Origin of the sequence: Pseudomonas sp. S30, from assembly GCF_016518545.1 — a bacterium.
Classification (GTDB): Bacteria; Pseudomonadota; Gammaproteobacteria; order Pseudomonadales; family Pseudomonadaceae; genus Aquipseudomonas.
Window position 1 is genome coordinate 22,884 of sequence record NZ_JACVTO010000012.1, and the last position, 15,268, is coordinate 38,151.

The 15,268-nt window shown below is 64.5% G+C and carries 8 protein-coding genes and 3 tRNA genes; 3 read left to right on the forward strand and 8 right to left on the reverse strand.

What is annotated here, in order from left to right; genetic code table 11:
* Positions 1-98: 98 nt before the first annotated feature.
* Positions 99-740 carry a response regulator transcription factor gene (locus IAE34_RS14595; protein WP_200139672.1) on the forward strand — a complete coding sequence of 214 codons (642 nt, stop codon included), beginning with the start codon at positions 99-101 and terminating at the stop codon, positions 738-740.
* Entirely contained in the window at positions 737-4,450 is a 3,714-nt protein-coding gene (locus IAE34_RS14600) for an ATP-binding protein (protein WP_200139673.1), read from the forward strand. Before IAE34_RS14595 ends, IAE34_RS14600 begins: the two co-directional genes overlap by 4 nt.
* 41 nt (positions 4,451-4,491) lie before the next feature.
* On the opposite strand, the gene IAE34_RS14605 is transcribed toward IAE34_RS14600, so the two are convergent.
* Positions 4,492-6,120 carry an ArnT family glycosyltransferase gene (locus IAE34_RS14605; RefSeq protein ID WP_200139674.1) on the reverse strand — a complete coding sequence of 543 codons (1,629 nt, stop codon included), beginning with the start codon at positions 6,118-6,120 and terminating at the stop codon, positions 4,492-4,494.
* A 183-nt stretch (positions 6,121-6,303) separates the two neighbouring features.
* Between IAE34_RS14605 and IAE34_RS14610 the strand changes: the two genes are divergently transcribed.
* Positions 6,304-6,471 carry a hypothetical protein gene (locus IAE34_RS14610; RefSeq protein WP_200139675.1) on the forward strand — a complete coding sequence of 56 codons (168 nt, stop codon included), beginning with the start codon at positions 6,304-6,306 and terminating at the stop codon, positions 6,469-6,471.
* A 150-nt stretch (positions 6,472-6,621) separates the two neighbouring features.
* On the opposite strand, the gene IAE34_RS14615 is transcribed toward IAE34_RS14610, so the two are convergent.
* The 7 genes from IAE34_RS14615 to IAE34_RS14645 form a co-directional block, all read right to left on the reverse strand.
* Positions 6,622-6,697, reverse strand: a tRNA-Lys gene (locus tag IAE34_RS14615).
* 6 nt (positions 6,698-6,703) lie between these two features.
* Positions 6,704-6,780, reverse strand: a tRNA-Pro gene (locus IAE34_RS14620).
* A 4-nt stretch (positions 6,781-6,784) separates the two neighbouring features.
* Positions 6,785-6,860: transfer RNA gene (locus IAE34_RS14625), tRNA-Asn, on the reverse strand.
* 378 nt (positions 6,861-7,238) lie between these two features.
* Complete coding sequence (gene clpB, locus IAE34_RS14630) at positions 7,239-9,803, reverse strand: ATP-dependent chaperone ClpB (RefSeq protein ID WP_200139676.1); 2,565 nt, start codon at positions 9,801-9,803, stop codon at positions 7,239-7,241.
* A gap of 159 nt (positions 9,804-9,962) precedes the next feature.
* Positions 9,963-11,327 (reverse strand): DUF1329 domain-containing protein, encoded by a 1,365-nt coding sequence (locus tag IAE34_RS14635; RefSeq protein ID WP_200139677.1) that lies wholly within the window; start codon positions 11,325-11,327, stop codon positions 9,963-9,965.
* A gap of 24 nt (positions 11,328-11,351) precedes the next feature.
* Complete coding sequence (locus IAE34_RS14640; protein WP_200139678.1) at positions 11,352-13,238, reverse strand: DUF1302 domain-containing protein; 1,887 nt, start codon at positions 13,236-13,238, stop codon at positions 11,352-11,354.
* A gap of 313 nt (positions 13,239-13,551) precedes the next feature.
* On the reverse strand, positions 13,552-15,234 hold the full coding sequence (locus IAE34_RS14645; protein WP_200139679.1) for a fatty acid--CoA ligase: 1,683 nt from the start codon (positions 15,232-15,234) through the stop codon (positions 13,552-13,554).
* Between the last annotated feature and the right edge of the window lie 34 nt (positions 15,235-15,268).

Here is a 15,268-nt window from a genome sequence, read left to right on the forward strand (position 1 = left end):
TCACCTCCAACGGATGGATGAAACGTTTCAGGAAAACACTCCAGAACCTCTCAGCCACCTTTCTGAATCCACTGGCCCTTCTCACTGACGGAGTATGGATGAAGCCACGCGTGATCATTGCCGACGATCATCCCGCCATCATCCATGGCTGCCGGTTCATTCTGGAAAAGGACGGCTTCGCCTCGCTCCAGGCGACCGCGGGCGATGCCCAGGCGTTGCTGCAAGCCTTGCGTGAGCATCCCTGCGACGTGCTCATCGTCGACTACTCAATGCCTGGCAAGGAGCTCGATGGCTTGCAGATGCTGGGCATGCTGCGCCGCCAGTATCCCAGACTGCCGATCCTGGTGCTGACGGCACAGGAGAACCTGGGCATTCTGCGGCTGATCCTGGCGTGCTCGGTCCAGGGCCTGATCCAGAAGAACAGCGATATCCTGTGCCTGCCACGTGCCATCCGCACGGCCCTGCGCGGCGGCTGCCACTTGAGCGACAACCTGCGCCTGGCATTGGTCGACAGCCAGCCGCCACGCCACGGGCCCTCGCCATTGACCGCGCGGGAACTGGAGGTGGTGCGACTGCTGGCCCAGGGTCACTCCCCCGACGAAGTCGCCGCCGTGCTGCACCGCAGCATCAAGACCGTGAGCTGGGCCAAGACATCGGCCAAACGACGCCTGGGGATCAGCTCCGACGCTCAGTTGTTCGAGTACTACGCCTCGCTGAACCACCCTGCCGAGACGTCATGAACTGGACCGCCCTGCCGCGCAGGATCTACCTCGTGGCAGCCCTTGTGCTGGTGCTGTGTACGCCTGCGAGCCTGGCGGACAGTCGCCGGGTGGTGGTGGTCGGCCTGCCCCAGCAGGCAGCGGCCCCCCTGGGGTTCTGGGAGGCCGACCAGCCCAGCGGCTTCAGCGTCGACTACCTGCGGGCACTTGCCGAACAGGCCGGGCTGGAGCTGAAGTTTCGCCGCTTCGCCACCTTCGAGCAGGCCACCGCCGCCCTGTGCGAGCGCCAGGTGGATATGGTCGCAGACCTGTTGACCAATGCCTTGCGCCAGCGCTGCATGATCTTTTCCAGGGCCTACCTCGATGCGCCACTGGTCATGGTAGTGCGCCGCAATACCCCGGCCGTGGCCACCGAGCGCCTGAGCCAGCGTCAGTTCGTCGGCGAGCAGGGCTACGTCACCAGCCAGTGGCTCGCGCAGCGCCTGACCCCTGGCCACCTGCGCCTATATCCCGATACCCGGGCCGCGCTGCTGGCGCTGCAGTCAGGCCAGGGCGATGCCTACCTGGGCGAACCCTACCCGTTGCACGCCCTGCTGCGCGACCCGGCCTTGAGAGACTTGCAGGTTCGAGCACAAGCGCTCTACCAGAATCCCGCCCTGCATCTGGGCATCCGCGCCGATCGGCCCGAGCTGCGCCAGGCCCTCGACCTGGCCATGACGCGCCTGCCGGCGGACGTGCTGCACCGGCTGCAGGAACGCTGGCTGGACCAGGCGCCAGCGTCGACCCAGGCGCCCGCGGCCGTGGTCGACGCCAGGCAACGTCGCTGGCTGGATCGCCTGCCCAGGTTGCGCGTGGGCTACAGCCCGGACATGCGTCCCTTGAGCTTTCGCGACGAGCACGATCGACCGCGCGGCCTGAGCATGAGCTACCTGGACTACCTGATGCAGGGCCTGGGCCTGGTCACGGTAGCGCAGCCGGTGTCGGATACCAGCGGCGACGACGAAGACCTGGACTTGCTGATTCCGGTCAACAGCGCCGCCGAGCATCGGCCAGGCTGGTTGTACACGCTGCCGTTCGTCCGCATTCCCAACGTGCTGGTGACGCGCAACGAGGCGCCGGCACAAACGGCCCTGGAGGAGATGAACGGCAAGACCCTGGCCATGCCTACCAGCCCCTTCTTCGCACGGCAGGTGCACCGCCGCCTGCCCGACAGCCAGATCGTCCAGGTCAGCGACGCCGCCGAGGGACTGGCGCAGGTCCGTGACGGCAAGGTCTACGGCTACCTGGGCAATCTGGTGGTGGTGGACCAGTTGCTGGGCAAGACCTTCGGTACCCAGTTGAAGATCGCCGCCACCACCGACATTCCCATGAACCTGTCGATCGCCGTCGCCGAGCGGCACGCGCAGTTGGTGCCGCTGCTGGACCGCATGATCCAGCGCGTACCCGCCGAACAGCGCGAGCTGTTCGCCCAGCAGTGGTTGCGCAACCAGTACAAGATCGGCATTTCCGCCCAGCGCCTGTGGTGGAGCCTGGGCAGCGTGGCAGCCGCCGCGCTCACCATCATCCTCGTCCTGCTGGGGGTGCAGCGTTCGCTCAAGGCCCGGCAGCGAGCGCTCAGCGAAGCGCAAACGCAACTGACGGCGCAACTGCGCTTCATCGAAGAACTGCTCGACGCCTATCCCTACCCGCTGGCGGTCAAGGATCGGCAACGGCGCTATCGGATGTTCAACAAGGCCTACGTGAACACATTCGGGCTCGATCCACACTCTGCCATCGGGCGCGCTATCGACGAACTGCAGCATTACCCGCAGGCCATTCGCCGACGCATTTCCCGGATGACCAGGACCGCACTCGCGCGCGACCGCCGCGAGCAGATCGAGCTGGTCATGGAGGACGCCAATGGTCGATCCCGCACCTGGCTCTACCTGGTCACGCCGTTTCACCAGGGCGCGGATCAGGCCCAGGGAGTGCTCACCACCTTCATCGACGTGACCAGCATTCGCGCCGCAGAACGGCTCGCCGAGCAGACCGCCGAAGCCAAGGCCGCGTTCCTGGCCACCATGAGCCATGAGATTCGCACGCCCATGAACGGCGTCATGGGGCTGCTCGAACTGATGGGGCACTACCGACTGCCGCCCGAACCCCATGCCATGCTGATCACCGCGCAGGAGTCGACCCGCGCCTTGCAACAGGTGCTGGACGACACCCTGGATTTTTCCCGGCTCGATTCGGGCAAGTTCAGGCTGGTCGAAGAGCCCGTGGACCTGCGGCGGCTGATCGACAGCGTTCTGCGCCTGATCGCACCCCAGGCCCAGGCCAAGGCCCTGGAACTGATCTGCGTGGTCGACCGCCGCCTGGCGAGTCGGTTGCGGGTCGACGGCAACCGCTTGCGCCAGGTACTGCTCAACCTGCTGAGCAATGCCTGCAAGTTCACCGAGCAGGGACAGGTGATACTCGAGCTGCGCGTGCTGCGCCAGGATGCGCAGAACCAGCGACTTCGGTTGAGCGTCATCGATACCGGCGTGGGCATGAGCTCGGCCCTGCAGCAGCGGCTGTTCAGCCCATTCGTGCAGGACGACAGCGACCGCGCCAGCCGCTACGGCGGCTCGGGGCTGGGCTTGATGATCTCGCGGCAGCTGATCGAGCTGATGGAGGGCAGCCTGCTGCTCGGCAGCCAGCCCGGTGAAGGCACGCGCATCGACATCTGCCTGCGCCTGGCCGTGGTCGAACCCCTGACGCCGGCCTTTCCCGGCATCAGGGCACGCCTGCCCGTCGGCGTCGGCCCGGCCTGTCCCGGCCTGGACGAGCACCTGGCGGCGTTGGGTATCCAGACGGTTGTGGATGACGCGCAATTGGCGATCGTCCTGGAGCCCGACGGCGCCGACCCTGACCTGCCTACCCTGTTCATCACCCACACGCCATTGAGCGCAGGGTATGCGAGCGAGGCCGGCCGGCTGCGCGTCAGCAGCCAGCCACTGGCCTGGAGTGCGCTGCACACTGCGGTGGAGCAATTGCTGCGCGAGGGCATGGCGCCGCCAGATCTGCCTGTGCCTGCGCGGCCCTGCCGCGTTCAGGGCCATGTGCTGGTGGTCGACGACCACCCCACCAATCGCCTGGTGTTGATGAACCAGTTGCAGCGCCTGGGCCTGAGCTATTCCCTGGCCGAGAACGGTCACCAGGCACTCAGCATCTTGCAGCAGGCCCCTGCGGACCTGGTGCTGACCGACTGCTACATGCCAGGCATGGATGGCTACGCGCTGGCGCGCAGTATCCGCCAACTGGCCGCACCCCATTGCGACGTCCCCGTAGTGGGCATGACCGCCAGCATTCATGCCGACGAGCAGGTCCAGGCCCGTCAGGCCGGCATGACCCAGTTGCTGCGCAAACCCTTCAGCCTCGACAGGCTGCGCAGGACCCTGGAGTCGGTGCTGTCCATGGACAGCGCGCCCGACGGCGCTGCCGGCGATGACCTGGGGCAACTGCGCGCCGCCATGCAGGCGAGCTTCGTCGAGGAAACCCTCAAGGACACCACCGAGCTGGAGGCGGCGCTGCGCCGCGACGACCGGCAACGGGTCGACGACCTCCTGCACCGGTGGATCGGGTGCCTGCGGCTGCTCGAGCTCGACGGCCTGGCCGACCAGGCGCAAGCCCTGTGTGGCGAGCCGAGCGACAGCGCCGCGATGAGCCGCTTCATCGACGAACTGCACGTCGCCCTGCGCAGTCTTGGCTAAAGCGAAGGTCGCCGAGATCGAAGAACAGCCGCCGCAGCCCATCAGCGTGTGGCGGATACGCGCAGCAGCACGTAGTCGTCATTGTCGAAGTGCCCGTTCAGCAGCACGGGAGCATCGCTCAAGCGCGAGTGCTCGAGCGCCTGCCAGTCATCGCGGCTCATCATCACGTAAGCAGGCCACTGGGAGGCTTCCAACTGCTCGCGGGTGTCGGTGAACAGTGGGCGCAGGTCCTCATGCACGTTGACCATGAACTTGATGCCCTTGGCATCCTTGCCCATCTGGTGCAGGAGCAGGGGCAGATCGTCCTCGCGCTTGACCTCCAGCACCTGCTGGGTGAAACGCTGAGTGTCGTACAGCCGTCTCTGGACCGTCTCGACCACGGTGATGTAGGTGCCCCAGACGGCCAGCACCGCACAGGCCGGCAGGCCATGAAGACGCCACCGGGCACTCATGAGCAGTGCCAGCGCAAGCAGTTGCGCCGCCACCAGCGCGGCCAGCAGCGGCATGATGTCGCCGAATGTCTGCGGCAGGCGCGAACGCACCGCCCATAGCGTCGCCACCAGCACCCCGGGAATGCAGCAGCAGATCGCCAATGTGGTGCCTCGCAGTACCGCGAAGGCCTTGCCGGTCGACACCTGGAACGGGTAGGCCGCCATGATGGCGAGCATCGGTGCCATCGGCAGGATGTACCTGGCTTTCTTGGCCTGGGGAATCGACAGGCCGACCATCACCGTCGCGGCTGCGAAGGCGCAGAGGTAGAACAGCGACAATGCCGGGGTCGGTTGCCGGCGACCGCTCAGCCCGACCACCACCAGCGCCAGCAAGGCCAAGGGATACGCCAGCGCATAGTTGCCCATGGCGCTGGTGAAATACCAGAACGGCGGGCTCGCGCCCTCGGTGCCATCCATGCGCGAGGTCACCTGCATGCGCAGCACCTCGGCCAGAAACGCCTCGCCGCCGCTCAGCCATGCCAGCGACAGCAGCACCGCCGCGCAGGCCACCAGCAACACGGCCGCGGCCGGAGCGAAGGTCAGTAACCGGCGCCATTGGCCGCTCAAAAGGTAATAACTGCAGACTACCCCTGTGGGCACCACGAGCCCGATCGGGCCACGAATGGCGAAGCCCAGGGCCAGCAGTACGAAGATCCAGCCCAGTCGCCGGGGCGCAGCGAAATGATCGGCCGCATAGGCCAGGTAGAACACCGCGAAGGTGACCGTCGCCAGCATCTGGTCCAGCGACACCGAGCGGGTCTCGGTGATGAAGGTATTGCTCAGCAACAGCAAGGCGACGCTCAGCCATGCCCAGCTTCGGGAATAAGGCACCAGCAGGCGGTACATCAAGCCTACGGTGACCGCCGAGGCCAGGCTGGTGGGCAACCACGCCGAGAAGCTCGTCACCTGGCCGAACGGCAAGGCGCCCAGGTAGATGAGCCAGGTGGAGAAGGCCGAATAGTCAGCGTAAGGCTCGCCGTAGGTGGTGGGGAAGAAGCCCGGGCCGTGGCGCAGCATCTCCTGGGCGAACAGCACGAAGCGCGAGTCGAAACCCACGATACTCAGGTTCCAGCTGGCCGCCACGAACAACGACAGGGCCAGTACGCCCGCGCACCCGGCCTGACGGCGTGCCTGGGCTGGCGTGACGCCGGAGGGTGAATCGAAAACCGCTGTGCTCAAGGGATACTCCTGGGTCGATGGCGCCACGATATGCGCCTGGGCGCGTCATGAAGGTGGCGGACGCTCGGGACGCTGGGTATCCGCCGCCGCCTCGCCAATTCGCTCAGGGGTTGTCGTGCGCGGCAAGGCTCAGGCGCATTGTGCTCAAGAGAAAGCACCTGGGCCTGTCTGAAAAACCTGGGGATGCCGGCAACACCTGAGCAACAGGACGATGCGCAAGCGTGCTCGAGCAGCATCGAGGTGTCGGCGAAGCGGGCGTTGGATGGGGTGATGATGGGCCTAGTCGCCGTGGAGTTCGTCGCGACTTACCTGAGCGTGCTGTACGACTCATCGTCATCGATCGGGCAATGACGTTCATGGCTGAGCTGGCCGACGAGATTTTCTCTCGGAAACGAAAAAGCCCGCCATAAAGGCGGGCTATTCGATATTCCTAGGGGTTTCCCATACCAGGTCGACTCTTGCGAGCCTTCATTCACCGGCACGGACAAACCGCTGCGAATATGGTGGGTCGTGTAGGATTCGAACCTACGACCAATTGGTTAAAAGCCAACTGCTCTACCAACTGAGCTAACGACCCGGAAAATGGTCGGGGTGAGGGGATTCGAACTCCTGACATCCTGCTCCCAAAGCAGGCGCGCTACCGGACTGCGCTACACCCCGAAATTGGCTCCGCGACCTGGACTCGAACCAGGGACCCAATGATTAACAGTCATTTGCTCTACCGACTGAGCTATCGCGGAACTGCACTTCGTACAACCTTTACAGCTTCGAAGAGTGTTTCAGCTTCGATCTCTTCAGCGTTGTCGCTGCTGAGGTCGGCTATTCTACATTCTTCGTTTTGCTTGTCAACACCTTTTTTCAATCCAACTTACTGATTTGTAAGTTGTTTTCAGATCGACGTTACCGCTGCCGATCTGGGTAGTGCGTGACAGCGGGGCGAATATTAGGCGCACTCTTTTCCACGCGCAAGTGTTTTTTTTCAAAATTTTCAGCGGCTTAGGTCGAAAGCCGGAAAATCAGGGGGTTGCGGGCGAGCATCACACTCCACCGCGCTCTAGCAGGTCAAAAGAAAGGGCCGCGAAGCGGCCCTGGAATCACAAGATGACGTGGCGAGCGCCTCAGGCGAAGACGATCTCGTCGCCTTCCACTTGCGCCGTGATCGCCGCGCCCGGCACGAACTGGCCGGCGAGGATCAATTGCGCCAGCGGGTTCTCGATCCAGCGCTGGATCGCCCGTTTCAGCGGCCGCGCCCCGTAAACTGGGTCGTAGCCGACGGCAATGAGCTTGTCCAGCGCCTCGGGGCTGAGGTTCAGCGACAGCTCGCGCTCGGCAAGCCGACCACGCAGGCGGCCCAGCTGGATCTCGGTGATCCCGGCGATCTGCTCGCGGCCCAGCGGCTCGAACACCACCACTTCGTCGATGCGGTTGATGAACTCGGGACGGAAGTGCGCCCCAACCGCGTCCATCACCGCGGCACGTTGCGCCTCGCGGTCGCCCACCAGTTCCTGGATCTGCGCCGAGCCCAGGTTGGAGGTCATCACGATCACGGTGTTGCGAAAATCCACCGTGCGCCCGTGGCTGTCCGTCAGGCGACCGTCCTCGAGCACTTGCAGCAGCACGTTGAACACGTCCGGATGCGCCTTCTCGACTTCGTCCAGCAGCACCACCGAGTAGGGTTTGCGCCGCACCGCTTCGGTCAGGTAGCCGCCTTCTTCGTAACCCACGTAGCCTGGCGGTGCGCCGATCAGGCGAGCCACCGAGTGCTTCTCCATGAACTCGGACATGTCGATGCGCACCATGGCTTCTTCGGTGTCGAACAGGAATTCGGCCAGGGCCTTGCACAGCTCGGTCTTGCCGACCCCGGTAGGCCCGAGGAACAGGAACGAGCCGCTGGGGCGATTAGGGTCGGACAGCCCGGCACGCGAGCGGCGCACGGCATTGGCCACCGCGGTCACCGCTTCGTTCTGACCGATCACCCGCTGGTGCAGCAGGCCTTCCATCTTCAGCAGCTTGTCGCGCTCGCCTTCGAGCATCTTGGACACCGGGATGCCGGTCCACTTGGAGACCACTTCGGCGATCTCCTCCTCGGTCACCTTGTTGCGCAGCAGTTGGTTGTCGGTCTTGCCGTGCTGGTCGACCATCTGCAGGCTGCGCTCCAGGTCCGGAATGACCCCGTACTGCAGTTCGGCCATGCGGCTCAGGTCGCCCTTGCGCCGGGCCGCTTCCAGCTCCTGGCGGGCCTGCTCGATCTTCTGCTGGATCTGCGCCGAGCCCTGTACTTCGGCCTTCTCCGACGCCCAGACCTCTTCGAGGTCGGAATACTCGCGCTCCAGCCGAGCGATTTCCTCGGTAAGCTTTTCCAGACGTTTCCTGGCGGCCTCGTCTTCTTCCTTCTTCAGCGCCTGGGATTCCACCTTGAGCTGGATCAGGCGACGGTCCAGGCGATCGAGCACCTCGGGCTTGGAGTCGATCTCCATGCGAATGCGGCTGGCGGCCTCGTCGATCAGGTCGATGGCCTTGTCCGGCAGTTGCCGGTCGGTGATGTAGCGATGGCTGAGCTTGGCCGCCGCGATGATCGCACCGTCGGTGATGGCCACCTTGTGGTGCACTTCGTAGCGCTCTTTCAAGCCACGCAGGATGGCGATGGTGTCTTCTTCGCTCGGCTCCTCGACCAGCACTTTCTGGAAGCGCCGCTCCAGGGCCGCGTCCTTCTCGATGAACTGGCGGTACTCGTTGAGCGTGGTCGCGCCGACGCAATGCAGCTCGCCACGGGCCAGGGCCGGCTTGAGCATGTTGCCGGCGTCCATGGCGCCCTCGCCCTTGCCGGCGCCGACCATGGTGTGCAGTTCGTCGATGAACAGGATGATCTGGCCTTCCTGCTTGGACAGCTCGTTGAGCAGGCCCTTCAGGCGCTCCTCGAACTCGCCGCGGTACTTGGCGCCGGCGATCAGGGCGCCCATGTCCAGGGCCAGCAGGCGCTTGCCCTTGAGGCCATCGGGCACCTCGCCGTTGATGATGCGCTGGGCCAGGCCTTCGGCGATGGCGGTCTTGCCCACGCCGGGCTCACCGATCAGCACCGGGTTGTTCTTGGTGCGGCGCTGCAGGACCTGCACGGTGCGGCGGATCTCGTCGTCACGGCCGATCACCGGGTCGAGCTTGCCCTCCTCGGCGCGCTTGGTCAGGTCGACGGTGTACTTGTCCAGGGCCTGGCGCGATTCCTCGGCGTTGGGGTCGTTGACCGCCGCGCCGCCGCGCAGGTTGTTGATGGCGTTCTCCAGGGCTTTCTTGCTGACACCCTGGCCGAGCAACAGCTTGCCGACCTTGCTGTTCTCGTCCATGGCGGCGAGCAGCACCAGCTCGCTGGAAATGAACTGGTCACCTTTCTGCTGGGCCAGGCGATCGGCCTGGTTGAGCAGGCGTGCCAGGTCCTGGGACATGTTCACATCGCCGGTGGGATTCTGGATTTTCGGCAGTTGGTCCAGTTCCTTGGTCAACGCCTTGCGCAGGCCGTTGATGTCGAAGCCCACTTGCATCAGCAGCGGTTTGATGGAGCCGCCCTGCTGCTCGATCAGCGCCTGGAACAGGTGCACGGGTTCGATGGCCGGGTGGTCCATGCCCACGGCCAGGGATTGGGAGTCGGATAACGCGAGTTGCAGTTTGCTGGTCAGTCGGTCTATTCGCATGGGATACCTTCCTCTAAAAAGGGCAGGCGGAGCGATGGACAGCCCCCATCAGAAGAACCTGCCGGAGATGAGCAATAGATATGGCTGATTCCGGAAGATTCAAGCTTAGCGGGGTTGACCAGGGGGCAGGAGCGGCGCTTTGCCGCTCCTTGGGGGGCTTCAGCGCACGCCGCTTTGGCGCAGGGCGGCAGGCTGGAAGTCGGCCTTGTTGGCCGTGAAGGTGAAGTCGTAGGAGCGTTTCTCCTCGTTCTTCATGCCCAGTGCCAGATAGCGCCCGGACTGCAGGTCGTAGATGGCTTCGAGGGTGTACCACGGCACCTGGCTGTTGTAGTACGGCTGGGCGAAGGCCTCGGATACCCGCCACAGCTGACCGCGACCGTCGTACTGGTCGATGACCGCCGCCTGCCAGGTGTCCTCGTCGATGTAGAAGTCACGCTTGGCATAGATGTGCTTCTGGCCAGGCTTGAGCGTGGCCACCACGTGCCACACCCGGCGCAGCTCGTAGCGGGCCAGGTCCTGGTTGATGTGGCCCGGCTTGATGATGTCGGCGTACTTGAGCTTGGGGTCGTCGAGCTTGAAGGCGTTGGAGGCGATGTACATCTCCTTCTTGCCTTCGAGTTTCCAGTCGTAGCGGTCCGGAGCGCCGTTGAACATGTCGAGGTTGTCGGAGGTGCGCAGGCCGTCGGCGGCGGTGCCCGGCCCGTCGTAGGACACCTGGGGCGCCTGGCGCACGCGGCGCTGGCCGGCGTTGTAGATCCACGCCTTGCGCGGCTCCTTGACCTGGTCGAGGGTCTCGTGCACCAGCAGCACGGTGCCTGCCAGGCGCGCCGGGGCGGTGACCTCTTGCTTGAAGTAGAACAGCACGTTGCCAGGATTGCTGGGGTCGTAGTCCTTCATCTTGTCGCGGAACACGAACTGGTCGCTGAAGTACACCAGGCTGTAGGAGCCGTTCTGTTGCGGGGTGGCCTGGGTCACCAGACGCGAGACGCTGCCGCCGCGGTAGCGGGTGATGTGGTTCCAGACCACCTCGACGCCACTCTTGGGAATCGGGAACGGCACCGCGCCGCGGAAGTTGTTCAGGCCGTTGCCGCCCTCGACCAGGCTGGCACCGGTGGCGTTGGCCTTGATGTCGGCGTACACCGAATCCGGCACCGTGGCGCCGCGATGAGTCTTGTACACCGGCAACTTGTAGCTGTCCGGATAACGCTTGAGCATCGCCAACTGACCAGGGGCGAGTTTGTCCTTGTACTGCTCGGCATTGGCGGCAGTGATGGTGAACAGCGGTTTCTCGCTGGCGTAGGGATCGGACAGGAAGCCGCGCGCATCGACGCTGCCGGCGCTCTTGCCCAAGGGCTCCCACGGGCCGATGGAGCCGTCGGCGTTACCGGCCTTCTCGGCCCCCATCGGCGTGAGCGTGCTACCGAGCTTGGCCGCCTCGTCGGCGGACACCGCCGCCATCACGCTGGTGGCCAGCAAGGACAGTCCCAGCACACCGGCTTTGAGCAGACTGGTGGTCATCTTCATCGTTGTCATCCTGGGTCTGAGTGCTTAGAAGTTCACGCCGAAGCTGAGGGCGACGAAGTCGCGGTCATCCACGGTGCTGTACTTGCCATCGAAGAAGTTGGTGTAGGAAAGGCTCGCCGTGTAGGTGTTCTGGTACTCGGCATCCACGCCCAGGCTGATCGCCTTGCGGCCTTCCTCGAAGTTGCCGCCCGGACCTGGCGAGTAGCCGGACACGTCGTGGGACCAGGCCACGTTGGGCTTGAGGTTGACGCCGGCGAACACGTCGTTGTAGTCCCAGATCACCCGGGCGCGGTAGCCCCAGGAGGTGCTGGTGGTGTAGCCGTCGTTCTCGCACTTGCGGTTGAGGTTGGCGGTGGAGGCTCCCGCGCCGGCCCCGGCGATGGTGCTGGCATTGAGCGCCTGGCAGGTGTTGGCGCCGCCGGTGGCCGGCAGCGGGCCCGGGCCGAACACCGGGTCGCGGCCGTACCGGGTGTCGTAGGCGCTCTCCAGCCCACCCACATGGGTCACGCCGACCTCGCCGACCACGGTCATGCGGCTGGCGCCCATCACCTGATCGAAGAAGTGCGTGAGGGTGGTCTGGAACTGGGTGATTTCCTTGCGCTGGTAGCCGTGCAGGTCCTGCCCGGGCGTGCCGCTGAGCAGCGAGGCGTTGGCCAGGGCGCCGCCCAGTGGGCGCACACCGGCGAACAGGATGTCGGTGGTGTTCAACTGCACGGGAGCGTTGGGGCGATAGCTGATCTCGCCACTCCAGGCGGTGCCGGTGGGCAGGGTGGTGGAGAAGCTCAGGCCGTAGAGACGGATGTCTTCGGGGTACTCGACGAAATAGCGCGAATTGCCGGCGACGATCAGTGGCGCCAGCGCGCGCAGGTTGGCCGGCAGTGACGGGATGCCGGCGAACACGCTCGCCGGTGCCCCGGTGGCGCTGAAGATCGGTGCCCGGCTGTGGTAGTTCATGAAATAGGCGCCGAACTCGGTGTCCAGCGGTTCGAACATGTAGCGCATGGCCACGCCGAACTGCCCGCTGTCGCGAGCGTCTCGGTCGGCGCCACGGGCCACCTTGACGCCTTCCTGGTCGATGTCCACGCCCCGGGTAGCCAGGAACTGACGCGCAGCGGCCGGCACCGTGCGGCTGCTGTTGAGCACGCGCAGGTTGTCGGTGCAGCCGTCGGAGATGATGTCGGGCTGGGAGAAGAACGTGCCGCAGTTGTCGGTGACGGTCTGGTCCCATTCCAGTTGGTAGAAGGCTTCGGCCGACAGGTTGTCGGTCAGGCTCTGGGAGATGTAGAACATGTTGACCGGGATCAGGCCTTCCTTGATCTCCGCGCCGGGTCGGCGGAACGCGGCGACGTCGATGGGGTTGATCGCGTTGATGCCGCTGCCGATGAAGGTACTCTCGCCCCAGCTCACCACCTGCTTGCCCAGGCGCACGGAGCCGGGCATGTCGCCGATGGAGTAGTTGTGGTAGACGAACGCGTCGAGCAATTGCGCGCCCGAGGACTTGGCGCCGGATTTGCGCCCCGAGTCGCTTATGTTCTTGAATTCGCGGTTTTCATCCTTGAGTTCGAAGTCGTACCAGTACTTGCCGCGCACGAACACGCCGGTGTCGCCGTACTTGAGTTCGAGGTCGTGGATGCCCTTGAAGATCTTCGAGAAGGTTTCGCCCTTCTTGAAGTTGAGGTGGCCGTCGTCCGAGGTCTGCGACAGACCCTTGCCACCGTTGTTGACGCCGATCAGGTTCTTGTTCGGATTGGCCGTGGACCAGCTGGCCCCGATGGAAAGCGACGAATCGAACTGACCTTCGATTTCCCCGATGTTGAAACTCACAGCGAAAGCAGGACTTGCCAGCGTGGAAGCGAGGCTGACGGCCAAGGGCAGCTTGGCCCGTCGCCAGAACGGGTGTGCAGATGTCATCGACGCTACTCCATGTACATTTTTTTGTTATGGCAGTGGGTACTTGCAGAAACGGCTCCGGCCTGTGGTTCGCACAGGCCGCAGCGGATGACACGCGTAGCGCGCCCCTCCCCTGTCGCTGAAAATTCCCTGAACCGACTATAGCCAGCGCTCGCGGGCGCTTGATCCCTCTAAAGTGTGATTTGCGTCTTTTCGCGGGCGGCGACGGCAAGCCGCCAGCGCCTGGGCTGACCGTGCTGAAGCATGGCTGAAATTGCGCGTTTGACAAGTGGCGATGGCTCTAGCGCAACGCTTGAGTCGTCGCCGAAGGTGTTCACAGGGTCGACAGGAAGGCGCTGTTGCTGGCCTGCCATTGACCGATGTCGACGCGGATGCGTTTCTTGTCCAGCTTGCCGACGCTGGTCTTGGGAATTTCAGTAACAAGGGCGATCTGGCTGGGAATGGCCCACTTGTTGATATGGCCCTGCTCGACGAAAGGCTTGAGGTGCTCCTTGAGCTTGCGCGCGTCCAGCGCCTGGGCTTCGTGCAGGACCAGCAAGGCGAAGGGCCGCTCGCCCCACTGCGGGTCGGGCACGCCGACCACGGCCACCTCGCGCACCGCCGGGTGACGGCTGATCAGGTCTTCGAGGTCCAGCGACGACAGCCATTCGCCGCCGGTCTTGATCACGTCCTTGATACGGTCGCGAATGTCGATGAAGCCCATGCTGTCGAGGGTGGCGACATCACCGGTGTGCAACCAGCCACCGGCCCAGAGCTCGTCGCTCTTCTGCGCTTCGCCGTAGTAACCCATGCTCAGCCAGGGGGCGCGCAGCACCAGCTCGCCCTGGGACTCGCCGTTGGCCGGCAGGAACCGCCCCTGCTCGTCGACGATAGCGGCCTCCACCAGGGGCACCGGCACGCCGGCCTTGATTCGGTAACTGACCCGCTCGTCCTCGCTGCCGGCCAGCAACTCTTCGTTCAGGTGCGCACAGGAAATCAGCGGACAGGTCTCGGACATGCCGTAGGCCGCAGTGAGCTGGATGCCGCGAGCCAGCGCCGCCTGGTACAGGCTGCGGTTGAGCGCGCTGCCACCGATGATGATCTTCCAGCCGCCGAAGTCCTGCCCTTGCCCGAGCGGGCAACTGAGCAGCATCTGCAGGATGGTCGGCACGCAGTGGGAAAAGGTCACCCGCTCTTCGCGCCACAGGCGCAGCAGCATCTCGGGCTCGTAGCGGCCAGGGTAGACCTGCTTGATGCCCATCAGCGTGGCCACGTAGGGAATGCCCCAGGCATGCACGTGGAACATCGGCGTGATGGGCATGTAGACATCGTCGCTGCCCAGCAGGCGCACACTGTCCAGGCCGCCCAGCACCGAAGTCTCGGCCAGGGTGTGCAACACCAGCTGGCGATGGGTGAAGTACACGCCCTTGGGGTTGCCCGTGGTGCCGGTGGTGTAGAAGGTGGTGGCCACCGAGTGCTCGTCGAAATCGGGAAAGTCGTAGTGCGGGCTGGCCGCAGCGAGCAGTTGTTCGTACTCACCCACCAGGTTCGGCAACTCGGCACTGCGGTCCGGGCCGTCGGTGATCAGCAGGGTCTTCTCGACCGTGGTCAGTTGCCCGGCAATGCTCTGGTAGAGGCCGACGAAATCGCTGTTGACCAGCACCAGGCGATCCTCGGCGTGGTTCATGGTGTAGAGAATCTGCTCCGGCGAAAGGCGCACGTTGATGGTGTGCACCACCGCGCCGATCATCGGGATGGCGAACATGCATTCGAGGTAGCGATGGCTGTCCCAGTCCATCACCGCCACCGTGTCGCCGGCCTTGACCCCCGCCTCGGTGAGCACGTTGGCCAGCCGCGCGATGCGTTCGCCCAGTTCGCGGTAGCTAAGACGCACCCGGTCGCGGTAGACGATTTCGCGAGTCTTCTCGTAGCGACTGCCGGACAGCAACAGGCGCTTGATCAACAGCGGGTACTGGTAGGCGTCGTTGGCGGGTTTGAGGATGCGGGTCTGCAGCATGATTGTCCCTTTTCTGAAAATGCGTGCTGGAGGT

Excerpts from the sequence above, each read along its gene's own strand:
- IAE34_RS14595 (WP_200139672.1), top strand. The coding sequence starts at position 99 with ATGAAGCCACGCGTGATCATTGCCGACGATCATCCCGCCATCATCCAT.
- IAE34_RS14600 (WP_200139673.1), top strand. The coding sequence starts at position 737 with ATGAACTGGACCGCCCTGCCGCGCAGGATCTACCTCGTGGCAGCCCTT.
- IAE34_RS14610 (WP_200139675.1), top strand. The coding sequence starts at position 6,304 with ATGCCGGCAACACCTGAGCAACAGGACGATGCGCAAGCGTGCTCGAGC.
- clpB (WP_200139676.1), bottom strand. The coding sequence starts at position 9,803 with ATGCGAATAGACCGACTGACCAGCAAACTGCAACTCGCGTTATCCGAC.
- IAE34_RS14635 (WP_200139677.1), bottom strand. The coding sequence starts at position 11,327 with ATGAAGATGACCACCAGTCTGCTCAAAGCCGGTGTGCTGGGACTGTCC.
- IAE34_RS14640 (WP_200139678.1), bottom strand. The coding sequence starts at position 13,238 with ATGACATCTGCACACCCGTTCTGGCGACGGGCCAAGCTGCCCTTGGCC.
- IAE34_RS14645 (WP_200139679.1), bottom strand. The coding sequence starts at position 15,234 with ATGCTGCAGACCCGCATCCTCAAACCCGCCAACGACGCCTACCAGTAC.